The organism is Thiohalocapsa marina (genome assembly GCF_008632335.1).
Lineage (GTDB): Bacteria > Pseudomonadota > Gammaproteobacteria > Chromatiales > Chromatiaceae > Thiohalocapsa > Thiohalocapsa marina.
On record NZ_VWXX01000005.1, the window covers coordinates 194,171 to 219,031 of the forward strand.

The 24,861-nt window shown below is 66.5% G+C and carries 22 protein-coding genes; 17 read left to right on the forward strand and 5 right to left on the reverse strand.

The features are described 5' to 3' along the window. Positions 1 to 26 precede the first annotated feature (26 nt). From F2Q65_RS06035 to F2Q65_RS06065, 7 genes are all read left to right on the forward strand, one after another. Positions 27 to 533, forward strand: a complete 507-nt coding sequence (locus F2Q65_RS06035; RefSeq protein WP_150091415.1) for an RDD family protein — start codon at positions 27 to 29, stop codon at positions 531 to 533. 17 nt (positions 534 to 550) lie between these two features. After that, positions 551 to 1,183: an MBL fold metallo-hydrolase gene (locus tag F2Q65_RS06040; protein WP_150091417.1), complete on the forward strand. Its 633-nt coding sequence runs from the start codon at positions 551 to 553 to the stop codon at positions 1,181 to 1,183. Between the two features lie 174 nt (positions 1,184 to 1,357). Next, positions 1,358 to 4,345: a DUF349 domain-containing protein gene (locus F2Q65_RS20160; protein ID WP_150091419.1), complete on the forward strand. Its 2,988-nt coding sequence runs from the start codon at positions 1,358 to 1,360 to the stop codon at positions 4,343 to 4,345. 240 nt (positions 4,346 to 4,585) lie between these two features. Next, positions 4,586 to 5,374, forward strand: coding sequence for a DUF2189 domain-containing protein (locus F2Q65_RS06050; RefSeq protein ID WP_150091421.1), 789 nt, complete (start codon positions 4,586 to 4,588; stop codon positions 5,372 to 5,374). A 160-nt stretch (positions 5,375 to 5,534) separates the two neighbouring features. Then, a complete protein-coding gene (locus F2Q65_RS06055; RefSeq protein ID WP_150091423.1) occupies positions 5,535 to 5,876 on the forward strand; it encodes a PepSY domain-containing protein in 342 nt (113 codons plus the stop codon). Positions 5,877 to 5,882: 6 nt separating this feature from the next. Then, on the forward strand, positions 5,883 to 6,548 hold the full coding sequence (locus F2Q65_RS06060) for a response regulator transcription factor (RefSeq protein ID WP_150091425.1): 666 nt from the start codon (positions 5,883 to 5,885) through the stop codon (positions 6,546 to 6,548). 36 nt (positions 6,549 to 6,584) lie between these two features. Then, positions 6,585 to 7,964: a sensor histidine kinase gene (locus F2Q65_RS06065; protein ID WP_150091427.1), complete on the forward strand. Its 1,380-nt coding sequence runs from the start codon at positions 6,585 to 6,587 to the stop codon at positions 7,962 to 7,964. 29 nt (positions 7,965 to 7,993) lie between these two features. Here F2Q65_RS06065 and F2Q65_RS06070 read toward each other — a convergent pair whose 3' ends face one another. The 5 genes from F2Q65_RS06070 to F2Q65_RS06090 all read right to left on the reverse strand — a co-directional run bounded on the left by F2Q65_RS06070 (position 7,994) and on the right by F2Q65_RS06090 (position 14,266). Further along, a complete protein-coding gene (locus F2Q65_RS06070) occupies positions 7,994 to 10,471 on the reverse strand; it encodes a hypothetical protein (RefSeq protein WP_150091429.1) in 2,478 nt (825 codons plus the stop codon). A gap of 234 nt (positions 10,472 to 10,705) precedes the next feature. Continuing rightward, positions 10,706 to 11,392, reverse strand: a complete 687-nt coding sequence (locus F2Q65_RS06075) for a cytochrome b/b6 domain-containing protein (RefSeq protein ID WP_150091431.1) — start codon at positions 11,390 to 11,392, stop codon at positions 10,706 to 10,708. Positions 11,393 to 11,541: 149 nt separating this feature from the next. Then, complete coding sequence (groL, locus tag F2Q65_RS06080; RefSeq protein WP_150091433.1) at positions 11,542 to 13,188, reverse strand: chaperonin GroEL; 1,647 nt, start codon at positions 13,186 to 13,188, stop codon at positions 11,542 to 11,544. 75 nt (positions 13,189 to 13,263) lie between these two features. Further along, on the reverse strand, positions 13,264 to 13,554 hold the full coding sequence (gene groES, locus F2Q65_RS06085; RefSeq protein ID WP_150091435.1) for a co-chaperone GroES: 291 nt from the start codon (positions 13,552 to 13,554) through the stop codon (positions 13,264 to 13,266). A gap of 292 nt (positions 13,555 to 13,846) precedes the next feature. Beyond that, the gene (locus F2Q65_RS06090) at positions 13,847 to 14,266 is read right to left on the reverse strand and encodes an FxsA family protein (RefSeq protein ID WP_150091437.1); all 420 of its coding nucleotides are present in this window, start codon (positions 14,264 to 14,266) and stop codon (positions 13,847 to 13,849) included. A gap of 206 nt (positions 14,267 to 14,472) precedes the next feature. Between F2Q65_RS06090 and cutA the strand changes: the two genes are divergently transcribed. From cutA to purH, 10 genes are all read left to right on the forward strand, one after another. Further along, positions 14,473 to 14,802 (forward strand): divalent-cation tolerance protein CutA, encoded by a 330-nt coding sequence (gene cutA / locus F2Q65_RS06095; protein ID WP_150091439.1) that lies wholly within the window; start codon positions 14,473 to 14,475, stop codon positions 14,800 to 14,802. Then, positions 14,802 to 17,255 carry a protein-disulfide reductase DsbD gene (locus F2Q65_RS06100; RefSeq protein ID WP_150091440.1) on the forward strand — a complete coding sequence of 818 codons (2,454 nt, stop codon included), beginning with the start codon at positions 14,802 to 14,804 and terminating at the stop codon, positions 17,253 to 17,255. The genes cutA and F2Q65_RS06100 overlap by 1 nt, the downstream gene beginning before the upstream one ends. 46 nt (positions 17,256 to 17,301) lie before the next feature. After that, entirely contained in the window at positions 17,302 to 17,865 is a 564-nt protein-coding gene (locus F2Q65_RS06105) for a TlpA family protein disulfide reductase (RefSeq protein WP_150091442.1), read from the forward strand. A 244-nt stretch (positions 17,866 to 18,109) separates the two neighbouring features. Further along, complete coding sequence (aroQ, locus tag F2Q65_RS06110) at positions 18,110 to 18,547, forward strand: type II 3-dehydroquinate dehydratase (RefSeq protein ID WP_150091444.1); 438 nt, start codon at positions 18,110 to 18,112, stop codon at positions 18,545 to 18,547. Between the two features lie 58 nt (positions 18,548 to 18,605). Then, positions 18,606 to 19,055 (forward strand): acetyl-CoA carboxylase biotin carboxyl carrier protein, encoded by a 450-nt coding sequence (gene accB / locus F2Q65_RS06115; RefSeq protein ID WP_150091446.1) that lies wholly within the window; start codon positions 18,606 to 18,608, stop codon positions 19,053 to 19,055. After that, the gene (gene accC, locus F2Q65_RS06120) at positions 19,052 to 20,392 is read left to right on the forward strand and encodes an acetyl-CoA carboxylase biotin carboxylase subunit (protein WP_150091448.1); all 1,341 of its coding nucleotides are present in this window, start codon (positions 19,052 to 19,054) and stop codon (positions 20,390 to 20,392) included. The genes accB and accC overlap by 4 nt, the downstream gene beginning before the upstream one ends. Before the next feature lie 4 nt (positions 20,393 to 20,396). Then, positions 20,397 to 21,356 (forward strand): 50S ribosomal protein L11 methyltransferase, encoded by a 960-nt coding sequence (prmA, locus tag F2Q65_RS06125; RefSeq protein WP_246156005.1) that lies wholly within the window; start codon positions 20,397 to 20,399, stop codon positions 21,354 to 21,356. 32 nt (positions 21,357 to 21,388) lie between these two features. Beyond that, positions 21,389 to 22,576 (forward strand): tRNA dihydrouridine synthase DusB, encoded by a 1,188-nt coding sequence (gene dusB / locus F2Q65_RS06130; protein ID WP_211353965.1) that lies wholly within the window; start codon positions 21,389 to 21,391, stop codon positions 22,574 to 22,576. Between the two features lie 236 nt (positions 22,577 to 22,812). After that, positions 22,813 to 23,019 carry a helix-turn-helix domain-containing protein gene (locus F2Q65_RS19890; RefSeq protein ID WP_246156007.1) on the forward strand — a complete coding sequence of 69 codons (207 nt, stop codon included), beginning with the start codon at positions 22,813 to 22,815 and terminating at the stop codon, positions 23,017 to 23,019. 100 nt (positions 23,020 to 23,119) lie between these two features. After that, entirely contained in the window at positions 23,120 to 24,700 is a 1,581-nt protein-coding gene (gene purH, locus F2Q65_RS06140; RefSeq protein ID WP_150091452.1) for a bifunctional phosphoribosylaminoimidazolecarboxamide formyltransferase/IMP cyclohydrolase, read from the forward strand. Positions 24,701 to 24,861 lie beyond the last annotated feature (161 nt).

A 24,861-nucleotide genomic window follows, 5' to 3' on the forward strand; every position in this document is an offset into this window, starting at 1 on the left:
CGACTGACTCATCCCAACCGCGTCCGATGACTGATTCCGAGACCCCCGCGGCCTCCGCGTCCGCCGCCCCCATTACCGCCGAGACCCTTGCCCGGGCCCGCGCCCCGGGTCTGCTGCGCCGCCTCGCCACCATGCTCTACGATCTGATGCTGCTGTTCGGCGTCCTGGTGGTGGCGGCCGGCCTGTACTATACGCCGTTCCATCTGACAGGCCACGAAACCATCGCCGGACCCTTTCGCGTCGGCTTTCAGGTCTATCTGCTGGCGGTGGTGGCACTGTACTACGGCTACTTCTGGACCGGCGGACGCCAGACCCTGGGCATGCGCGCCTGGCGCACCCGGCTGGTGCGCAGCGATGGCGCCGGCTTGACTGCGGCGGATGCGATGCGTCGGCTGCTGTTGGCGGCCGTGACCCTTGCACCCCTGGGCATCGGCCTGTGGTGGGTGCTGTTCGACCGCAACTCCCTGACCTGGTACGACCGCCTGTCCGCCACCCGGCCGGTGCTGTCGGCACGCCCCGGACGCGGCGCCTGAACCTCTTCCAGAGCCCTATGCATTACACGTTGATTCCCGTCACGCCGTTCGCGCAGAACTGCACCCTGCTCACCTGCCCCGTTACCCGGGAGACCGCCGTCGTCGACCCCGGGGGCGAGGTGGAGCGTATCGTCGCGGCCCTGGAGCAGGATGGACTGCGTCCGGTGGCGATCCTGCTGACCCACGGCCATCTCGACCACGTCGGCGGCGCACCGGAACTGGCGGCCCGGCTCGGGCTGCCCATCCGCGGTCCGCACCCTGATGACGCCTTCTGGCTACAGGCATTGCCGCAGCAGGCGCAGATGTTCGGCCTGCCGCAACAGCCCGGATTCGAGCCGGATCAGTGGCTGCACCAGGGCGACGCACTCCAGGTGGGCGAACAGCGCCTGGAGGTACTGCATTGCCCGGGCCATACCCCCGGCCACCTGGTGTTCCATCACCAGGCATCTCGGCTCGCCCAGGTGGGGGACGTGCTGTTCCGTGGCGGCATCGGCCGCACGGATTTTCCCCGTGGGGACCATGCCGCATTGCTGGCGTCGATCCATGACCGCCTGCTGCCGCTGGGCGACGATGTCACCTTCATCCCGGGCCACGGCCCGGCGGGCAAGCTCGGCGAGGAGCGCCTGACCAACCCCTTCCTGCGCCGCTGAGTTCGTTCGTCACGCGGCCGAGACCCCAGTTCAAGCACGGGACCAACCCCCAGACAACCACGGAATCAACCGCAAAGCCGCTGGGCACACGGAGAACGGGCAGCGAAAGCCCGAAAACGCCGCGGCAACAGGGTACAATCCGCGTTCAATGTTTCGTAACGACGTCAGGCCACCATGTTCTTCAAGCGACTGTTCGGCACCAGGGCCGACGCTACCGCCGCGACGGACCCCACCCGACTGCTCGACATCGCGCTGACGGATCCCGACAGCGCCGCGCGACGCGACGCCTGCCGCGCGCTGTCGGACCTCGCCACGCTGCGGCGGGTCGCGGAGCAGGACCCCGATGCCGGTGTGCGCGATCTGGCCAACGCCCGTTACCGCCGTCTGCTGAGCGGCGCCGATGACCAGGCGCCGAGCCTGGATGCCCGCCTGGCTGAACTGGCGCGGATCGCGTCCCCTGCGCTGCTGGCTCTGGTCGCGCGGCAGGGCGATGAAGCGCAGCTGCGGCTCACGGCCATCCAGGCCGTGACCGACGAGGTGGTGCTGGCGGATTGCGCGCTGCAGGATCCGCTGGCGAGCAATCGCCTTCAGGCCGCGGAGCGGGTGCAGGGTCGCGATGCCCTGGAGCAGATCCTGCGTGGCATCGGCAACCGCGACAAACGTGTCTACCGGCTGGCCAAGGCCCGGCTCAAGGCCATCGCCGAGCGGGCCGAGCGGGCGCATCTGGTCACGGCCCGCTGCGAGGGCATCTGCGACAAGCTGTCGCGACTGGGGCGATTCGACACCTGGTCGCAGGATCATGCGCTGCTCATCCACCTGGACCAGCAGTGGGCCGAGATCGAAGGCGAACTGGGCCCGGACCAGCAGGAACGCCGCCGGCGGCTGCGACAGGCGTTCCTCGATGGCTACGAACGCCAGGCGCGGGCACGCGCCGAGGCCGAGGCGGCCAAGCGCGCGGCACCGGAAGTCCCGCCAGAAACTCCGCCGGACATCCACCCAAAATCCCAGCCGCAAGCCCAGCCGGAGGCCCAGCCCAAGACCTTGTCGGAAACCCCGGTTGATCCTACTCGGCAATCGTCTCAACCCCTCTCTTCGGCACCGGCGCCGGAATCCCCTGCGGATGGGCCGGCCGGCAGGTCGCCGGAAGCCCCGCCAGCCGCTGCGCCGGAAACGTCTGCACATGCGGCCCTGCCGCCATCTCGGGTCGAGACCGCCGCCGCCCTGCATGCGGACATCCGGGCGGCGCTGGAGCAGGATGCCGGGCCCGGCAGACGACGCCTGGCAGACCTTCGCCGACGCCTGGCGCAGTTGCCCGCGGAAGACGCCGAGGTGGCGGCCTGTGGCGCAGACCTGGATCGGTTGCAGCAACGTCTGGAGCGCCAGCGACACCGACTGGAGCAAAAGCTCGCCGCAGTGCCGGAGCGTATGCGACAACTGGACGAACTGGTGGAGCAGGGTCGGCTGAAGCAGGCCGAGTCGGTGTATCAGAGCCTGGCGGCCACCCTGGAGCATGCGCGCCAGGCGGGGCTCAGGCAGGCAGAATCCAGCGCCGCCGAGACGCATCTCAAGACCGTGGCACCACGGCTGCGGGAGCTGCAACACTGGCGCCGCTGGAGCGCCGATACCCATCGGGAGCAGCTCTGCGCCGAGATCGAGGCGCTGGCCGCGGACGCCGAGCACCCGCTGGAACCCGCCGCCAACCGGCTGCACGAGCTGCAGGCCGCGTGGCGTGGATTCGATCGCAATGGCGCCCCGGCGGATGAGGCCCTGTGGCAGCGTTTTCATGCCGCCGCTGAACAGGTGCAGCAGCGTTGTCGTCCGTTCCTCGACGCCCAGGCCAAGCTGCGCGCGGCCAGCCAGGCCCAGCGCGAGGCCCTGTGCCGGCAACTGGAGGCCTTTCTGGCGCAGGTGGACTGGCAGCGGGTGGACTGGAAGAAGGCCGCCCGCGCCCACCGCGAGATGCGTCAGGCCTGGGCCGCACTCGGGCCGGTGGCGCATGCCCGGCATCGCGCGCTGGAGGGACGCTTCCGCAAGTCGCTGCGTCGGCTGGAAAAGGCCCTGGACGAGGAACGTGCGCGCAACACCGCCCTGAAACAGGACCTGATCGAACGCATGCGCACCCTGGTCGACGAGCCCGACCTGGGCACGGCCATCGCCGCGGCCAAGGCGCTGCAACAGCAGTGGGCAACCACCGTCCCCAACCGCCAGCGCGACGAAAACGCCCTCTGGAAGGCATTTCGCCGCGCCAGTGATGCGGTGTTCGAGCGTCGGGCGGCCCAGCATGCAGCCCGGGACAATGCGTGGCGCGAGCACCTTGCAACCCGCCAGGCCATCTGTGCCGAGCTGGAACAGGAGGCCGGCGCGGCCGCCGATGCTGCCGCGCTACAGCGGGCGCTGGACGCACTGGAACGCCGCTGGCAGGACACCGAGGCACTCCCCCTGCCCCGCGATGCCGCTGCTGCCCTGCGGCGGCGCTGGGAGACTGCAGCCACAGCCGCCCGTGAACGGCGGGACGCGCTGCGGGACGCCGAGCGCTGGGCGGCGCTGGCACAGGTGCAGGCGCGGGCGGATCTCTGTGATCAGGCCGCACGGCGGCTGGTCGAGGCTTTCGGCGGCGATGATCCCGAGGCCCCCGAGGCACTGGCCCGACAGTGGGCCGCCTTGCCGCCGCTGGCGGGCCCGGAGTCAGGCTCGGACCCGGACACGGTGGAGCCCTCGCCTGCGGACGCGCCGATGGACGGCCCCCGGACACAGGGGCCCCCAGCAGAAGACGCTCTGGCGGACCGTCTGGAGGCGGCGTTTCAGCAGGTGCTGCGGGCGACCCGGGGGCAGGCGCGAGACGCGTTGCAACAGCAGATGCAGGACAATGCCCGGCGCCGTGTCGCGCTCTGCCTGCAACTGGAGATCAGCTCCGGCGTCGACTCCCCTGCCGAACTGCAGTCGGAACGCATGGCGTTGCAAGTGTCGCGCCTGCGCGAGCACCTGGAAGATCAGCATCGGCGCGAGCCGCATCGGGACATTCGCGACGGGGCGGACGACGCCCCTGGCCACAGCGATGTCTGGACGCTGTTGCAGGACTGGTACCGCGCCACGCCAGCGGCGGATGTCGACGGGCTGGATGTTCGGTTCGCCCGGGTGCGGCAGGCACTGCAGCGCCGCTGATGCATCGCCGAGTCATTGCCGGGTGATTGTCGATTCAGGGGAAACCTCCAGCGGCCCTCTGGTAACCCGCTATTTGGCAACCGATTGTCCATGAAAAAAATCAATCCTCAAAATTGAATTGCTTGCGTTTTGTCAAGATTTCCATCATCTTGAAATTGCTGGCGAACCAATCGTCTGCAGCACGACAGCAAGAAACTGACAGCACGTACCTGACAGCAAGCATCTGGAGGATTTCGAACCATGGAACATACCGCCGTCGCCGGTGACATCCGGCCCGACGAGATCCGCGTCAATCGCGTCACCCTCGCACAACCCTGGCAGTGGATCGAGCGTGGCTGGCAGGACATGATCCGGGCGCGCAAGTACAGCCTGACCTATGGCGCGGTCATCGTCCTGATCAGCGGCCTCATGACCCTGGGCCTGATGGTGGAGGGCCTGACCTTCATCGTGCCCTTCCTGGCCGCTGGCTTCTATCTGCTGGCCCCGGTGATCGGTCTGGGCCTGTACCAGATGAGTGCCCGCCTGGAACGCGGCGAGCCGCTGCATTTCTGCCATTTCCTCGAGGCCTGGAAGGGCAATCAGGCCCAACTCGGCGTCATCACCGCTGGCCTGCTGATCATCATGCAACTCTGGATGATGGCCAATTTCGTCCTCTTTGCCCTGCTCTACACCGGCATGCACCCGCCACTGGAGAACTTCTTCAGCACCGTGTTCCTGTCGGGCAAGAACCCGGCCTTCGCCTTCGCCAGCATCGGCGTCGGCTTCTTGCTCGCCTGGCTGGCCTACGCCATCAGTGCCATCTCCGTACCCATGCTGATGGATCGCAAGGTGGACGGCTTCACGGCCATCCGTACCAGCGTCAAGGCGGTGACCGAGAACTGGCCGGCGATGACCCTGTGGGCAGCGCTGATCGTGTTCTTCGTCGGCGTCGGCCTGCTGACCTTCTATGTCGGCCTGTTCATCGCCATGCCGCTGATCGGCCATGCCACCTGGCATGCCTATCGTGATATTGTGCCGGCGGAAGCCTGATCGGACGCGTCCGGATCCCGCGGCGTCGAATCTTACAGGCAGATAGCCGGTTAACCGCCGGCCTGCCATCATCGGCGCCGCGGGACACTGCACTCTTGGCCGGCGCCTCCGATCCGATGACTTGTTCGATCGGATACTCCCTTAACGGTTGCTGCCTCTCATGGTGCTGCGTTCCATCGTCGGCAATCGTGCCGCAACGTCGCTTGTCGCTCTGGTGGTGTTCTCCGTCGCGGCTGTGGCGGATCCGGACGGAGAGGACGATGCCGCCCTGGCCCGTCGGCTGTTTTCCTCAGGCGTGATCAAGCCGTTGTCGTATTTCATCGAGAGGGCGCATGCGCTGCGGGATGGCTTGCTGATCGAGGCCAAACTGGAGTATGAGAGCGAACACGACGCCTATGTCTACGAGATCTACCTGCTCGATGATAGCGGACAGGTGTGGGAGATGGAATTCGACGCTGCAACGGGTGAACTGTACGAATATGAAGAGGAACGCGAGGATTGAGCGCGCGTGAGGCTGCTCCTGGTTGAAGACGATCACGCGCTGGCCCAGGGCCTGAAGGAACGGCTGAGACTGGAGGGATTCGCCGTCGACTGGGCGGAGGACGGGATCGATGGCGGGTTTCTCGGTGGTGACATCGCCTATGATGCCATCATCCTCGATCTTGGCCTCCCCGGCCGGCCTGGACTCGAAGTGTTGCAAACATGGCGAAGCACGGGTGTCGACACCCCCGTATTGGTGTTGACGGCCCGTGATGCCTGGCATGAGCGCGTCGATGGTCTAAAGGCTGGAGCCGACGACTATCTGGGCAAGCCATTCCATGTGGAAGAACTCCTCGCCCGGCTTCAGGCCCTGTTGCGACGCACCACGGGCCACAGCAGCACCACCTTGACCCTGGCCGGCCTGATGCTGGACCAGGACCGTCATTGTGTGTGTTTGCCGGATCAGAGGGAGATCGGCCTGACCGGCATGGAGTTTCGCCTGCTTCGCTATTTCATGCATCACCCGGACAAGGTGCTGTCCAAGGAACGTCTGCTCACACATCTCTACGACCAGCACGCGGAACACGGCAGCAACCTGATCGAGGTGTATGTACGCCGGCTTCGGGAGAAGATTGGGTCCGCCCATGTGGTCACGCAACGCGGCCAAGGGTACGTGTTTCCCTCCAACCCCTGAACGGGAGTCACCGCCGCCGGACGGACAGGTCAGCGGATGCAATCGATCGAAACCCGACTTCACTTCGGCCTCGTGCTGAGCCTCGCCGCGTTGATCGGTACTGCCTGGTGGTTCGGGCATGAAACCCTGCATCGCAGCACCCAGGGCTATGTCTTGTCGCGTCTCGCGCATGATGCCGAGGCCTTGCTCGGTCGGCTCCGGCGCGATCCGACGGGGCAGCGACTGGAACCGGAACTGGCGGTCACATCCATCTACCACCAGCCCCTCTCCGGTCACTACTACATCATAGACAGCAAGCAGAACCTGCGGAGACGGTCGCGCTCTCTCTGGGATCAGGATATCGACTACGGATTGATGGGGCCCGGTGAGGTCCGGCACTGGAACAGCCGGGAGATCCTCGGCCAGCGCCTGCTTGTGCGCAGTGCGGGCTATCGGCTGGGCAACGACGAGGTCACCATCACGGTGGCGGAGGACCTGGCGCCTCTGCTGGAGGTCTTGCACGATTTCGAGCGATTGCTCGCCCTGCTGGCGATTTTCGGCTTCGGTCTAGCGATGCTGCTGCAACGCCTGATCGTGCGCCGGACGTTTCGAGCCCTCGAGCCGGTGTATCAGGACATCGAACGCCTGGAGGGTAGAGAAACATCGCAGCTGACGGAACAGGTTCCCAGCGAGATCCAGCCCCTGGTGCAGAAGGTCAATCGGTTGCTGTCCGTCTATGGCAAGCGACTGGAGCGATCGCGTAATGCCGCCGGCAATCTGGCCCATGCGCTGAAGACGCCGCTGAACCTGGTGCTGCAACTCCTCGCCCAGGATCGGCCTCCCCTGACTCCGGCGGAACGCGCGATTTGCCGAGAGCAGATACATCACGTTCGGGCGTTGGTGGAGCGAGAACTGAAACGAGCCCGCATCGCCGGTAGCGGGCATGCGGGTTCCAGCTTCGAACCGGCGGCGGAACTGCCGGCACTCAAGGCCTTGCTGCTGCGGATGTATCCGGCCAAGGACTTGGTGATTCAGTGCCAAGTGGACCTGAACGGCTCCACGGAGGGTTCGATCCTGGCGGATCGGGAAGACATGCTGGAACTCCTGGGCACCCTGCTGGAAAACGCATGCAAGTGGGCGAAACGGACCGTTGCCTGCCAGGTGGGCGCCGATCAGGACGGTGTTCGCATGTGCATCGAGGATGACGGGCCAGGTTGCAGCGAGGAGGAGCTGCGATCCATCGGCCTGCGCGGTGCCCGTCTGGACGAGCGCGTATCCGGCCATGGGCTCGGGCTCTCGATCGCGAAGGAGATTGTGGAACTCTACGGCGGCAAGATTGATTTTTACCGCTCGACCCGGTTTGGTGGATTCGGTGTTGCGGTGCGTTTGCCGCTTAAAACTGGCCGGGGGTTTGCAAAACACGAAACCCGACGCTGATCCTTCAGCGTCGGGCAGGCGCTCACGCCTTAGTCATCGAACAACAATGCAGTGCTGAGCCCGCGCTCGGGGCGGCTGAAGCTATGACAGACGGAACAATCGCGACGTTTGTCGTCCACATGCTCTTGATGCACCTCCACGAAGCTCATGCTGCCTTCCCACTCATGGCACTGGGTGCACACTTGCTGCTCCGGCCCCTTGAGCTGGTAGCCGAGGGTTCCCTGCAGATCCATGCGCACCGGACCACCCGACAGACTGCTGTGGCAGGCGCCGCAGGCCAGGGCACTGTCTTCGCTCTCCACACCATGGTTGATGCTTTGATAGGTGTGCACCCCTACGATTTCGTAGGGATCGTCGCGACTCATGCCCTCGGTCTGGTCCAGCCCGCTGAGGATCGCATCGGTAAAGCTGCCGGTACGGAAGAACTCGAAGGTGGAGTGCGCGACCAGGGTGTTGGTGACGTTGTTGCGGGCGTTCTTGCTCAGATGTTCCTTCATCGGATGCAGCTTGGCCCCGGGCGTGTTGACGCCACCATTGCCAATGCCGAGCACATACGCCTCACTGCCCGCGGGAAGGCCAAGGGCGCTGGTCTCGGCATCGCTCAGCGCAACGGTCGGGACATTGGTCAGGTCCTCGCCCAGGTAATACACCTCGCTGGTGCCGTCGAACCACTGGTAGGTCGGGATCAGATTGGCCAGCTTGTCCTCTCGTGGCAGCCAGCCGCCACGCCCGTTGCAGGCGCTGTCGGACCAGTGCGGATCCTCCCAGTCGCGGGCGACCTCGGTGGCCATGCCCTTGGCAAAGGTCGGGATGTGACAGGTCTGGCAGGCGACGCGCAGGGCATGGGTATCGCGGGCTCGGCCATCGGTAGCACTGTAGTCTCCGTGCACACGCTCATCGTGGCAGCCGGTGCAGGTCAGCCGCTCGGGCACATCGTTGGGCCGCAGGTCCACACCACGCCCCATGACCCGGTGTCCGCCAGCGTCGTGGCAGTCCGCACAGACCAGACCGGCACCCGCGTCGCTCATGTGCATGTCGATGTGGGGATCAGGATTTGCCAGTAGCGAGGACAGATCGCCACGCTTGGTGCCGTCGCCGCCACCGGCCTTTGCGTGACAGCTGAGGCAGGACGCCCGGGTGGTCTGATGTACCGTCCGGGCCGCTTCGACAGCGGAGATGTCCATCAGGGGTACCGGGGCACCGGCCAGGTCTGGATTGGTCGGATCCGCGGGGACGAAGTCGAAGTCTCCGGTGATCGGATCGACGATGGGGATGCCCGACAGTCCGGTACGCTCGATCGGCGGAAGCGCCGGATCAGGCTTGCCGTCGGCGCCCTGAGCGACGATCTGCAGCGTCTCAAAGCCGCCGGCCGGGTCCGGGAAGCGCTTGTACTTTTCCTGGTGACAGGTAAGGCAGTCGATATTGGCCAGTTCCTTTTGCTGTGCCTCGTAGGCCAGGCTCGCGAAGGCGTCCGGCGTGGTCGGGAAGCGGCCGTTGCCCACGTGGCAACCGGCGCAGGTGAAGCGCGGGCTGTTCAGATGCGCGCCGCAGTAGGTGTTGATGCCGCTGAAGCCGTCACCCGGGGCGCCGTTCCAGCGCTCTCCGGCAGGGCCAAAGATGTTGGTCACGTAGTCCGTGGGGCCGCTTTGCTGGTAATGCACAGAGCCGTGCATCTGCTCCGCCTCCGTCTGGTGGCAGGCGATGCAAGTGGATGGGCCGTCGTAGCGTTCGATTCCGGCGTGTGCATCGTTACTCGGTGGTGGTTCCGGCGGCTGCGGCGGCTCGGGCGGCTGCGGCGGTTCCGGATCGGTCGGGCCACAATCGGCAGGGGCGCGGCGCACGTCGGCCTCCACCGTGGTGCCATCCTCGGCAATGGCGCGCACGCGACAGGGTACCGGAGAGGGCTGGCGGCTGCGGATACGCCAGTCGTCGTCATCGTCGTCATCGCGACCGAGCACCTGTGCCGGGTCGGCTGCATTGACGACGGTTATCAGCAGATTGCGCTCGCGCTCGCCCTTGACCACCAGTCGACTGTAGTCGGCATCCCAGGAGGCCACTTCGATGGTGATGGATGGACGGTCATCAGGCGGTGTTTCGGGATCGGTAGCGCCGCAGTCGGCAGGGGCGCGGCGCACGTCGGCCTCCACCGTGGTGCCGTCCTCGGCAATGGCGCGCACGCGACAGGGTACCGGAGAAGGCTGGCGGCTGCGGATACGCCAGTCGTCGTCATCGTCGTCATCGCGACCGAGCACCTGCGTCGGGTCGGCCGCATTGACGACGGTGACGACCATGTCGCGACCGCGTTTCCCCTTGACCACCAGTCGACGGTCGTCGGCATCCCAGGAGGCCTTTTCGATCGAGAATCGCGTGTCGGAATGATCATCGTCCCGATCGCGATCCCGGCTGTGGCTGTCGGCTAATGCGGTCGGCAGCACCGCGCAGAGCAACAGCGCAAATCCGCTGCACCTTAGGGTGCTGTGGATCGCACGCATGGCAGTAGGTTTCATCGTTCCCCTCTTGTCTGGAAGCATCGGCATGTCGGCCCGCCAAACCCGTGCATGTCCCGCACGGTGATGGCCAGGCCTCTGGTTGCGATCCATCGCAACGGGCGCGGGTCTTGTCGCTGTGGTGCGGCGAGCCGTGTCTTGCGCCCGATCAGAGGGTAGCGAAGCAAGCTGAATTGAATCTGAACGTGCGCCGGAGCGGAGCCGGCAGAGGGTGCTGATGCTGCCTCTGGCGCCCTACCAGGCCGGCAGACTTTGGGGCGGCGGTGGCGCGGCTGGCGTCAGCAGCCCGCCATCGGCCAGCCAGACGGCAAAGCCGGCCAGGATCACGGCGAGCAGTAGCGCCCACAGCTTGCCGCCACGGGCCGAACGCATCCCTGGGTCGTCGGCTTCGGTCCAGCCGGTCAGCATCGGCCGCACCAGGTTCTTGCCGCGCAGCACGGCGTAGAACAGGATCGCCAGGATGTGCAGCGTGACCAGGCCGACGATGGGCCACAGCGCCTGGCGATGCCAGCTGGTCAGCCAGTCGCTGGTGGCGCGGCTGACCAGCGGATACAGCGGGCCGTTGAAGGCGATGTCGTCGTTGGCGAACAGGCCGCTGACGCTCTGCCAGAGCAGCACGGCCAGCAGCGCCAGGACCGACAGGGCGCCGAGGGGATTGTGGCCGACGCCCCGCCAGCGACCTTGGACATAGTCCAGCAGCCGGCCCGGGGTCGGCACGAACTGCGCAAAGCGGGCGTAGGTCGAGCCGAGTACGCCCCAGACCAGACGAAACACCAGCAGACCCAGGATCAGCAGGCCGATCCGGCCATGCCAGACCATCCAGTTGCCGCCCTGCAGGCCAGTGAGCAGGGCCGCGGTTACGGCCAGGAAAAGCAGCCAGTGGAACAGGCGTGTGGGTAGATCCCAGACTTTCAGACGCATGTATGCATTGCTCCTGTGGTTAGGTCGTTCGGTCAGATTTGTCCGTTCAGATTTTCCATGCACAAAAAACCCCGCAAAGCGGGGTTTTTCGAGGCGATGCCGGACCTGCGCGCCAAGGCGTTGCTGGTCAGGCGGTCGACAGCAGGCCCTTACATCATGCCCATGCCGCCCATGTCGCCCATGCCACCCATGCCGCCGGCCGGGGCTGCCGCCTCGTCCTTGGGCTCCTCAGCCACCATGGCCTCGGTGGTGATCATCAGGCCGGCCACGGAGCAGGCGTTCTGCAGCGCAGTGCGGGTGACCTTGGTGGGATCCAGGATACCCATGCCGACCATGTCACCGTACTCGCCGGTGGCGGCGTTGTAGCCGAAGTTGCCCTCGCCGTCTGCGACCTTGTGCAGCACCACGGAGGCCTCATCGCCGGCGTTGGTGACGATCTGACGCAGCGGCTCTTCCATGGCGCGCAGGGCGATGGCGATACCGACGTCTTGATCGTGATTGCCGCCGGTCAGGCCCTTGATGTTGGTCAGGGCGCGCACCAGCGCGACGCCACCACCGGGGACGATGCCCTCTTCCACCGCAGCACGGGTCGCATGCAGTGCATCCTCGACACGGGCCTTCTTCTCCTTCATCTCGACCTCGGTCGCGGCACCGACCTTGATCACGGCCACACCGCCAGCCAGCTTGGCCAGACGCTCCTGCAGCTTCTCACGGTCGTAGTCGGAGGTGGTCTCCTCGACCTGGGCACGGATCTGGTCGCAGCGGCCCTTGATCTCGCTGTCGGAGCCGGCACCGTCGATGATGGTGGTCTCGTCCTTGCTGATCTGCACCTTCTTGGCCGAACCCAGCTCGTTCAGGGTGGCCTTCTCCAGCGACAGACCGACTTCCTCGGCAATCACGGTGCCGCCGGTCAGGATGGCGATGTCCTGCAGCATGGCCTTGCGACGGTCACCGAAGCCCGGTGCCTTGACGGCGCAGACCTTGATGATGCCGCGGATGCTGTTGACGACCAGCGTGGCCAGGGCCTCGCCCTCGATGTCCTCGGCAACGATCAGCAGCGGACGACCGGCCTTGGCGACCGCCTCCAGCACCGGCAGCAGCTCGCGGATGTTGGAGATCTTCTTGTCATGCAGCAGGATGAAGGGATCTTCCAGCTCGGCGGTCTGGCTCTGCTGGTTGTTGATGAAGTAAGGCGACAGGTAGCCGCGGTCGAACTGCATGCCCTCGACCACGTCGAGCTCGTTGTGCAGCGACTTGCCTTCCTCGACGGTGATGACGCCTTCCTTGCCGACCTTCTCCATGGCCTCGGCGATGATCTCGCCGATGGACTCGTCAGAGTTGGCGGAGATGGTGCCGACCTGGGCGATCTCCTTGTTGTCGGAGCAGGGCTTGGACAGATTCTTCAGCTCGTCGATGGCGGCAGTCAGGGCCTTGTCCATGCCGCGCTTCAGATCCATCGGGTTCATGCCGGCAGCAACGGCCTTCAGACCTTCGCGGACCATGGCCTGGGCCAGCACGGTGGCGGTGGTGGTGCCGTCACCGGCGATGTCGGAGGTCTGGGAAGCGACCTCCTTGACCATCTGCGCGCCCATGTTCTCGAACTTGTCCTTGAGTTCGATCTCCTTGGCCACGGAGACGCCGTCCTTGGTGACGGTCGGCGCGCCGAAGGACTTCTCCAGCACCACGTTGCGACCCTTGGGGCCCAGGGTGACCTTGACGGCGTTGGCCAGGACGTTGACGCCCTCCATCATGCGGTTGCGGGCGTCAGAGGAAAACTTGACTTCTTTTGCGGTCATCGTGTGAGTACCTTGCGAAAACTGGTTTTAACTTGCATCTGGCCGGACAGGCCTGGGTGAGGTTCCGGTGCGGGTTCAGCCCTCGATGACGCCCATGATGTCGTCTTCGCGCATCACCAGGACCTCTTCGCCATCCAGCTTCACCTCGGTGCCGGAATACTTGCCGAACAGGACGCGGTCGCCGACCTTGACGTCGAGTGCGCGCTGATCACCGTTGTCCATGATCTTGCCGTTGCCAACGGCGATGACCTCGCCCTGGATCGGCTTCTCGGTGGCGGAATCCGGGATCACGATGCCGCCGGCGGAGGTGCGCTCCTCTTCCATGCGACGGACGACGACGCGGTCATGCAAGGGACGGATGTTCATGGGTGTTTCCCCTCAGATGTCGTGGACTGAATGATCTGTGCCCCACCAGGTCTCGGCGCTGGTGTTAGCACTCATGTTTTGCGAGTGCTAATAATAGACCCGAAAGCGCGTGTGTCAAGGGGCAGCAGGCTTGCCGTGACTCGGTTTTCCTGCAGCGATGCAAGGGACCCAGCGAAGAGATCGGAGGCGGACAGGGCGCGCTCAGAGAGGCTGGCAGGCCGTCGTGGGGAGCGTGGTCGACGTCCCTCGAGGTCAAGAGCGGTCTGAAGGCTCGGGCACGGCCGGACGGCCGTCAGTCTTCGCGGCGATAATCGCCTTCGATCACCCGTGGTTCGTCATGCCCCGGATGCACGGCGTGCCCCGCCGGAACCACCTGAAAGTAGCGCCGGATCAGGGCGTGGCGCAGCGGCGGCACCAGCAGCAGGAAGCCGACGGCATCGGTGACGAATCCCGGCAGCAGCAGCGCGAAGCCGCACAGCAGCAGCACGGCGCCGTCGAGCAATTCAAGCGCGGGCATCTGGTTGCGGTCGAGCAAGTCGCGCACCCGCATCAGCACCGCGATCCCCTGCATGCGCACCAGGTAGCCGCCCAGGGCGGCGGTGAACAGCGACAAGGCGATGGTCGGCAGGGCGCCGATGACATCGCCGACCTGGATCAGGAAGTAGAGTTCGATCAGGGGGGTACAGACAAAGATGATCAGCACGGGCAGCATGATGGGTTTCTCGCTCAGCCACGGCCCCGTCGATGGTGGCGGGACGTCCAAAACCAGAAGGTCTGTCCGGACATGCCGGTTTCAATTCCGGTTGCGCTTCGCGTTGAAGATTGGCCTCAAATGCGGCCCCGCATCGCCGCCGATTCCGGTACCCTATGCGCCCTGTACCAACTCTGTGACCACGCCTGCATGCCGGGGCCGCCACCATGTCCGAAGCCGTCCGCGTCGTTCTCTGCACCTGCCCCGATCAGGACGTTGCCGAATCCATCGCCGAGTCGCTGGTGGCGCGGCGGCTGGCTGCCTGCGTGAACATCCTGCCCGGCGTGATGTCAGTTTATCGGTGGCAGGACGTCATCGAGAAGGAAGAGGAAGTCCAGCTGCTGATCAAGACGACTGACGAGCGGATGGCCGAGCTCGTCGAGCAGATCCTGTTTGAGCATCCGTACGACGTGCCGGAGGTGATCGCGCCCCCGGCTGTCGACGGTCACGATGCCTACCTGGAGTGGGTCCGTCAATGCACGAGAGTACAACAATGATGGCAACAGACCACCAATCGACCGGAACGGACGACAGGACGGCCGGGCGCAAGCGCCGTGATGCGGGTCGCCTCGTCGCCCTCGGCCTGTGCGTCCCCCTGTTCATCCTGGCCCTGCTGACGGCGACCGGCGCCGTCGCAGAAGAGGAATTCCTGCAGCCGGACCAGGCGTTCCGCATCTCCGGCGAGGCGCTTGACGGCAATGCCGACGCGGGCGACGGGGTGCTGGTGCGCTGGGACATCGAGCCCGGCTACTACATGTACAAGAGCAAGTTCCGCTTCGCCAGCAAGACACCGGGCATGGAAACCGGAACAGCTGCGCTGCCGCCGGCAGAGACCCGGCAGGACGCGTTCTTCGGCGCCGTGGAGATCTATCGTGACCGGGTCGAGGCCCGCGTGCCGGTGACCCGCAGCGCCGATGCGGGCCGGGTCATCGAGCTCGAGGCCACCTCCCAGGGTTGCGCCGATGCCGGGCTCTGCTATCCACCGCAGAAGCAGGTGATCCTGCTGGAACTGCCCACGCTGGCGGCGGCACAGCTGCCCTCCCCGGCATCATCCGGACAGGCGACACAGCCCCAGTCGCTTGCCCGATCCCTTGCCCCGTCGTTCAAGCAACCAGGGAACGCGTCCCTGGGCCTCGGTCTGGAAGACGACATCCTGCCGGCGGAGGAGGCATTCCGCTTCGCCGCGGAGGTGGCGGCGCCGGACCGCGTGTCACTGCACTGGCAGATCGCCCCGGGGACCTACCTGTATCAGGAGAAGATCACCCTGACGCTGGAGGATGCCGGCGGCGTCCGGCTGGGCCGGTTCGAACTGCCCGCGGCGGAGATCAAGCCGGACACCGTGCGACCGGATGGCAGCATTGGCGACGTGGCCATCTACCAAGGCGACATCAGCCTTGATCTGCCGCTGTTGCGCAGCCGGGCCGAACCCACCGGCATCACGCTGGTGGCCGCATTCCAGGGCTGTGCCGAACGGGGGATCTGCTACCCGCCGGTGACCGAGCGTGTCGCGCTGGAACTGCCGGCGGCGCCTGAAACCGTCGTGCTGGAGACCGTGGCGCTGGCGTCGGCGGATGCAACCGGCGCGGCAGCCACTGTGTCTGGTGACGCATCGGATGCCCCATCCGGTGCCGACGAACGGGTCTCTGAGCAGGACCAGATCGCCGCCCGGCTGGCCAATGCCGGCGTGATCGGCGCCGTGGCCATCTTCTTCGGGCTCGGCCTGCTGCTTGCGTTCACGCCCTGCGTATTCCCGATGATCCCGATCCTGTCCGGCATCATCGCCGGCCAGGGTTCCACCATCACCACCCGCAAGGCGTTCATGCTGTCGCTGGCCTATGTGCTGGCCATGGCGCTGACCTATGCCGTGGTTGGCGTCATCGCCGGGCTGTTCGGCGCCAACCTGCAGGCCACGTTCCAGAACCCCTGGGTGCTGACGGTGTTTGCCGGCGTGTTCGTGGCGCTGGCGCTGTCCATGTTCGGCTTCTACGACCTGCAACTGCCCAGCAGCGTACAGACCCGGCTGACGGAGATCAGCAACCGGCAGGAGGGCGGCACCCTGATCGGCGCGGCCATCATGGGCGCGCTCTCGGCCCTGATCGTCGGCCCCTGCGTCGCGCCGCCGCTGATGGGGGCCCTGATCTTCATCGGCCAGACCGGCGATGCGGTGCTCGGCTTCTTCGCCCTGCTCGGGCTCGGTCTCGGCATGGGCGCGCCCTTGCTGGTCATCGGCACCTCCGCCGGCAAGCTGCTGCCCCGCGCCGGTGGCTGGATGGACGCGGTAAAAGCGGTGTTCGGCGTGCTGCTGCTGGCAGTGGCCATCCTGCTGGTCGAGCGGGTGTTGCCCGCCGCGGTGGCCATGCTGCTGTGGGGTCTGCTGCTGATCGCCTCCGGCGTCTACCTGGGCGCCACCACCAGCCTGGACCCCGCCGCGAGCGGCTGGCGCAAGCTGTGGAAGTCCCTGGGCCTGGCGTTGCTGCTCTACGGGGCGCTGATGATCGTCGGCGCCGCCGCCGGCGGGCGCGATACCGTGCAACCCCTGCGTGGGCTGATGCCAGCCAGTGGCGGTGGCGCGTCAGCGGCCCATGCGGAGTTCCGGCGCATCAAGACCGTGGCGGACCTTGAGCGGGAGCTGGCCGCGGCCAGCGCCGCCGGCAAGCCGGTGATGCTGGACTTCTACGCCGACTGGTGTGTGTCCTGCAAGGAGATGGAGCGCTATACCTTCCCGGATCCGGCGGTCGCCAGCGCCATGCAGGCCTTCGTGCTGCTGCAGGCTGACGTGACCGCCAACGACGCCGAGGACAAGGCCCTGATGCAGGAGCGTTTCGGCCTGCCCGGCCCGCCGGCGATGCTGTTCTTCGATCGTGACGGCGAGGAGATGCGCGGCTACCGGCTGGTGGGCTTCGTGCCGGCGGAGGCGTTCGCGGCGCATCTGCGCGAGGCGGCGCAATGACCCAGGTCGCCACAGCCCTCGGCGCATCCCGGCGCGAGGCGATGCCATGAATCTGGCCAAGGTGGTCATCGTCACTGTGCTGGCCGGGACCCTGAGCATCGCCATCGCGCTGTTCAGCGAGCACTGGCTGGCGGAGCGCGGTGCCGACACCATCGGCCTGCAGCAGCACGGCAAGCATGCCACCGCGCTGCCGGACCTGCGACTGGCGGACCTGAGCGGACGCCAGGTGGCCCTGGGTGAATGGGCCGGCAAGGTGGTGGTGCTCAACTACTGGGCCACCTGGTGTCCGCCCTGCCTGCGGGAGATGCCTGTGCTGGCGGCGCTGCAGGCGGAGGTCGGCGCAGAGCGCCTGCAGGTGATCGGCATCGCCATCGACCGGCTGGATGCGGTTGCCCGCTTCCTGCAGCAGCAGGACGTCGGCTACCCGGTGCTGCTCGGCGATGCGGACGCCATCGAGGCGTCACGGCGCCTGGGCAATCGCACCAGCGGGCTGCCCTTCACGGCGGTGTTCGACCGTCGGGGCACGCCCGTGTTCAGCCATACCGGCGAGATTCGCCGCCAGGAGATCGAGCAGCACATCCTGCCGCTGCTGTCGCGGGATGCGGGCTGAGCGTTACCCTGAGCGCGAGGCATTCCGAAGCCCGCGCGTGGCGATGGGGCAAAAAACCGTTTGGAAAATCCGGCCCCAATCCCTTACCCTATTCACTCCAAAGATTAGCGGCAGGTTCCTGCCAGTTCGTGCGTGATCGCAACGATTCGCCGACGAAGTTCAGGCGCTCGGCCTCTATTGGCTGCCGCCTGCAGGGTACGCCAGATTCACACCCAGACTCACACGAGGTTCGACGGGGTCCGCCATGGCCAGACTGCTTTGCCTCAACGGCCCGAACCTGAACCTGCTTGGGCGTCGTGAGCCGGACAAGTACGGACACGACACCCTCGATACCATCGCCGGGCGGCTGGTCAGCATGGCCGAGGCCGCCGGACACCAGCTCAGGTTCGTGCAGAGCAATGCCGAACATGAGCTGATCGACAGGGTGCAGCGCGCCCCGGAAGACGGGGTCGCCTTCGCCATCATCAATCCCGCTGGATACACCCATACCAGCATCGCGCTACGCGACGCCCTGCTTGCCGTGCGTCTGCCGTTCATCGAGGTCCATCTGTCCAACGTGCATGCGCGCGAGCCGTTTCGCGCCCACTCGTACTTCTCGGACATTGCCGCGGGCACCATCAGCGGGCTCGGGGCCATCGGCTATGAACTGGCACTGACAGCGGCCATGCAGCGGCTGGGCTGACACGGTCCGGCCCGCGCCGGGGCAACGCAGACAACCGCCTTACAGAACGAGACCCGTCATGGACATCCGCAAGGTCAAGAAGCTCATCGAGCTGCTCGAAGAATCCAATGTCGCCGAAATCGAGATCCACGAGGGCGAGGAATCGGTGCGCATCAGCCGCCATGGCAGCGCCGCGCCACAGCTGCTGATGCAGGGGCCGGCCGCGGCCCTGACCACGCCGGCTGCAGCCCCAGCCGTCGCCCCGGCAGCCGCGTCGGCGCCGGAGCCCGATGACGCCAATCTGGTGCGCTCGCCCATGGTCGGCACCTTCTATCGCTCGCCCTCCCCCGGCAGCAAGCCGTTCGTCGAGGACGGCTCCGAGGTGAAGGTCGGCGACACCCTCTGTATCATCGAGGCCATGAAGATCCTGAACCAGATCGAGTGCGAACGCGCCGGTGTGGTGAAACGCATCCTGGTCGAGAACGGCCAGCCGGTCGAGTACAACCAGCCGCTGTTTGTCATCGAATGATCGAGAAGGTCCTCATCGCCAACCGTGGCGAGATCGCACTGCGCATCCAGCGCGCCTGTCGCGAACTCGGCATCAAGACCGTGGCCGTGCATTCCGATGCCGACCGCGACCTGAAACACGTGCTGCTCGCCGACGAGTCGGTCTGCATCGGCCCGGCGCCGTCCCGCGACAGCTATCTCCACATCCCGGCCATCATCAGCGCCGCCGAGGTGACCGATACCGTGGCCATCCACCCGGGCTACGGTTTCCTGTCAGAGAACGCCGATTTCGCCGAGCGTGTGGAGCGGTCCGGCTTCATCTTCATCGGCCCCAGGCCCGACACCATTCGCCTGATGGGCGACAAGGTGTCCGCCATCAGGGCCATGAAGGAGGCTGGCGTGCCCTGCGTGCCGGGCTCGGACGGCCCGCTGGATCACAACACCAAGCGCACGCTGGAACTGGCCCGCCAGATCGGTTATCCGGTGATCATCAAGGCTGCCGGCGGCGGCGGCGGCCGGGGCATGCGTGTGGTGCATTCCGATGCCACGCTGCTGAACGCCATCTCGCTGACCAAGGCCGAGGCCGGCGCCGCCTTCGGCAACGATACCGTCTACATGGAAAAGTACCTGGAGAACCCACGCCACGTGGAGTTCCAGGTGCTGGCGGACACCCAGGGCAACGCCATCCATCTGGGCGAGCGCGACTGCTCCATGCAGCGGCGCCACCAGAAGGTGGTGGAAGAGGCGCCGGCGCCGGGCATCACGCCGGAGCAACGCCGCTTCATTGGCGAACGCTGTGCCGAGGCCTGCCGTCAGATCGGCTATCGCGGCGTGGGCACCTTCGAGTTCCTGTACCAGGACGGCGAGTTCTACTTTATCGAAATGAACACCCGTGTGCAGGTGGAGCATCCGGTCACCGAGATGATCACCGGGGTGGACATCATCAAGGAGCAGATCCTGGTGGCCTCCGGTCAGCCGTTGCGTTACACCCAAGACGACATCGTGCTGCGCGGCCATGCCATCGAATGCCGCCTGAACGCCGAGCATCCGGAGACCTTCATGCCCAGTCCCGGCCGCATCGAGGACTTTCATGCCCCGGGCGGCCCCGGCATCCGGCTGGATACCCACATCTACTCCGGGTACGTGGTGCCGCCCTACTACGACTCCATGATCGGCAAGCTGATCGCCCACGGCGAGGACCGCAATGCAGCCCTGGCGCGCATGTGCAACGCCCTGCGCGAGACCGTCATCGAGGGCATCCACACCAATATCCCTTTGCAGCGGGACATCGTCAAGGACGCGGCGTTCCAGCAGGGCGGCGCCAACATCCACTACCTGGAAAAGAAGCTGGGCATGTGAGCACATGAATGCGACACCCATGGCCTGGCTGCAACTGGAACTGGTGGTGGAGCGCGAGCAGGCGCCGCTGATCGAAGCGGCGCTGGAGAACGGCGGCGCACTGGCAGTGACCATCGACGACGCCGCCGACGACCCCGTGCCGGAACCGATCCTGGAGCCCTTGCCCAATGCCACGCCGCTGTGGCGGCGCGTGCGGATCACCGCTCTCTACCAGGACGATGCCAACGGCAGCCTGCTCGCCGAGCAGGCGGCGGCTCAGCTCGGCCCGCAGTCCCTGGCCCCGGCCTGGATCTCCCGGCTTGAGGACCAGCCCTGGGAGCGGGTCTGGCTCCAGGACCTGGGGCCGCAGCGCTTCGGCCGCCGTCTCTGGGTCTGCCCCCAGGGACAACGCCCGGCGCTGGGGCCGGATCCTGATCCGGACCCGGGAGCAGACGCGGCGAGCGAGCCGCCGGAACCGATCTGCATCGACCTCGATCCGGGGCTCGCCTTTGGCACCGGGCATCATCCCACCACAGCGCTCTGCCTGGGCTGGCTCGATGGCCTGGCGCTGACGGATCGGGTGGTGCTGGATTACGGCTGCGGCTCCGGCATCCTGGCCATTGCCGCGCTCAAGCTCGGTGCGCGCCAGGCCATCGCCGTCGACCATGATCCCCAGGCGCTGGACGCGACCGTCGACAATGCCATTGCCAACGGCGTGCTGGAGCGCCTGGTCATCGCGCGTCCGGAGGCGATGCCCGCAATCCGTGCCGACGTCATCGTCGCCAACATCCTCGCCGGCCCGCTGGTGGAACTGGCACCGACCCTGACCGCCCTGGCCGCCCCCGGCGCCGTGATCGGTCTGTCCGGTGTCCTGTCGCATCAGGCGGCCGGCGTTGCCGATGCCTATCGCGACGGCTTCCTGATGGAACCGCCGGTGATCCAGGACGACTGGGCGCTGCTGACCGGCCATCGGCTGAGCCCTTGACGCGGCGCGGCGAAGCCGAGACGTGGGCCCACATGGGCGCCCAGACCGGCACAGAGACAGGGACGGCCTACCGGGTATCGCCGTCGCAGTTGTTGCGGCCATTGCAGATCGGTCCGTTGCGGCTCGAGAACAACCTGCTGCTGGCGCCGATGGCAGGCATCACCGACCGGCCGTTTCGCCACCTCTGCCGGGCGTTCGGCGCCGGGCTTGCGGTTTCAGAGATGCTGTCCGCCAATCCCGCCCTGCGCGGCACCCGCAAGAGTGCCGAACGCACCGATCACCGCGACGAACCCGGGCCCATCGCCGTGCAGATTGCCGGCTCGGAGCCGATGCAGATGGCGGACATGGCCCGTCGCTGCGTCGACCAGGGCGCCGACATCATCGACATCAACATGGGCTGCCCGGCAAAGAAGGTCTGCAAGGCGGCCGCCGGCTCCGCGCTGTTGCGCGACGAGTCGCTGGTACAGCGCATCCTGCAGGCGGTGGTGGATGCCGTGCCGGTGCCGGTGACCCTGAAGACCCGTACCGGGTGGTCGCCGGAGACAAGGAATCTTGCACGTATTGCATACCTTGCGCAGGAGTCGGGTATCGCCCTGCTGGCGGTGCATGGTCGGACCCGGGCCTGCGGCTACAGCGGCCGGGCGGAATTCGACAGCCTGCGAGCCGTCCGCTCGCAAACGACGCTTCCACTGGTGGTCAACGGCGATATTCTGACCCCACTGGAGGCTCGGCACGCCCTGGACTATACTGGCGCCGACGCGGTCATGGTCGGCCGCGGTGCATTGGGTCGGCCCTGGGTCTTCCGGGAGATGGCGCACTTTCTGACCAGCGGAGAGCTGGCGTCGCCACCGCCGCCGGCCCTGATCCGCGAGACCCTGATCGCCCACCTGCAGGCCATCCACGCCCAGTACGGCGAGCGCCGGGGCGTGCGGATTGCGAGAAAACACATCATGTGGTACCACGCCCCGCCCGGGAGCCAGACCGGGAGTAGGACTTGGCGCCAGCCCGTTTGCCCGTCAGGGGGCCGAGCCAAGGACCCGACGGGAACCGGGTATTCCACAGAGACCGGATCGGAAGACGAGACCCCCATGCGGACCGAACACCCGGACACCAGCCAGTTCCTTGCGCACATCAAGCGCATCGAAGATGCCCGTCGGCAGCTCGACGTCGTGGCGGCGTTCTTCGCAGACCGGCCTGCGCCGGAAGGCGGTGCCGTATGAGTGCGGTGGCGCGGGTCAGGCGTAGTACCGGATCAGGTTCCGAACCAGGCTCCGGATCGGTTGCGGCACCGGGTCCAGGAGCAACAGCGAAATCGGCATCCAGGTCGTGTTCCGCATCCACGTCCTCAGTCGCCGCGCTGGGGCCCTGGCCTGAAGCTGATCGAGTCGCTGAACGGAGTGCTGAACAGGGTCTGACGGTACAGTGGGCGGACCGCGACGAGCCGCTCCGGGAATGCGTGCGCGGCGCCCTGCGCTGCTATCTCTCCCACATGCACGGCCATGCGGTGGAAGACCTCTACCAGCTGGTGCTCGAGGAAGTGGAGCGGCCGCTGATCGAGACCGTGCTGGAATGCGCCGACAACAACCAGACTGTCGCCGCGCGCATGCTCGGTATCAGCCGGGGTACCCTGCGCAAGAAGATGAAGACCTTTTTCGATTGCTGACGCCACCGGCCGCGTCGGCCGGCGTAAAATTCCTCGAGATCCATCCGCGCGTCGCGGCCCTGCGCCGCCGCGACCGCCCGTGCCAGGAGTAATCCCCAGCATGCATGCCATTCGCCGCGCGCTCATCAGCGTATCCGACAAGTCCGACCTGGCCCCGTTCGCCCGCGCGCTGAGCGAGCGCGGAGTGGAGATCCTCTCCACCGGCGGCACCTCCAAGCTGCTCACCGAGGCCGGCATCCCGGTGAAGGAGGTGTCGGACCACACCGGCTTTCCTGAGATCATGGGCGGTCGCGTCAAGACCCTGCATCCACGCATCCACGGCGGCATCCTCGGCCGTCGCGGGCAGGACGAGACGGTGATGCGCGAGAACGAGATCAAGCCCATCGACCTGGTGGTTGTGAACCTGTATCCGTTCGAGCAGACCGTGGCACGACCGGACTGCGATCTGGCCAGCGCCATCGAGAACATCGATATCGGTGGTCCGACCCTGCTGCGCGCCGCGGCCAAGAACCATGCCGCCGTGACCGTGATCGTCGACGCCGCCGACTACGACCGCGTGCTCGCCGAGATGGCGCAGCACGACGGCGCCGTCACCGATGCCACCCGCTTCGATCTGGCGGCCAAGGCGTTCGAGCACACCGCCGCCTACGACGGTGCCATCGCCAACTATCTCGGCAGCCTGGTGGACAACCCCGACGGCGATCTGGCCAGCCGCGCCCGGGGTCTGCCGCGCACCTACAATGTCCAGTTCCGCAAGAAACAGCCCATGCGCTATGGTGAGAACCCGCATCAGCAGGCGGCCTTCTACGTCGCCCGGGAGCGCACCGAGGCCTCCGTCGCCGGCGCCCGCCAGTTGCAGGGCAAGGAACTCAGCTACAACAACATCGCCGATACCGACGCGGCCCTGGAATGCGTCAAGCAGTTCTCCGAAGGGCCGGCCTGCGTCATCGTCAAGCATGCCAACCCCTGTGGCGTCGCCCTGGGCAATACCCCGCTGGAGGCCTATGAACGGGCCTTCTCCACCGATCCGGAGTCCGCCTTCGGCGGCATCATCGCCCTGAACCAGCCGCTGGAGGCGGATCTGGCCTCCGCCATCGTCGAGCGCCAGTTCGTCGAGGTGATCATCGCCCCGGGGGTCAGCGATGCCGCCGCTGCGGTGGTGGCCGCCAAGAAGAACGTGCGCCTGCTGTGCTGCGACGCCTGGCCGACGGAGCGCAGGGGCTACAGCGATTTCAAGCGTGTTCGCGACGGCCTGCTGGTGCAGGATGCGGACCTCGGCCTGCATGCCGAGCTGAAGGTGGTGACCGACCGGGCCCCCAGCGCCGGACAGATGCAGGATCTGCTGTTCAGCTGGCGGGTGGCAAAGTTCGTCAAATCCAATGCCATCATCTATGGCCGCGACGGCATGACCATCGGCGTCGGCGCGGGCCAGATGAGCCGGGTCAACTCGGCGCGCATCGCGTCCATCAAGGCGGAGCAGGCCGGCCTGACCGTGAACGGGGCGGTGATGGCCTCCGATGCCTTCTTCCCCTTCCGCGACGGCATCGATCAGGCCGCCGACAACGGCATCGCGGCGGTGATCCAGCCGGGCGGGTCCATGCGCGATGAAGAGGTCATCGCCGCCGCCAACGAGCATGGCATGGCGATGGTGTTCACGGGCATGCGTCACTTCCGGCACTAATGAGCGATCGCATCCACGCCACCGCGATCATCGAGGACGGCGCCGCCCTGGATACGGGGTGCCGCGGCGGCGCCTACGCGGTCATCGAATCCGGCGCAGTCCGGGGCGAGGACTGGGTGGTGGAGACCGGCGCGCGTATATGCGGCCCAACCCCCCGGGGG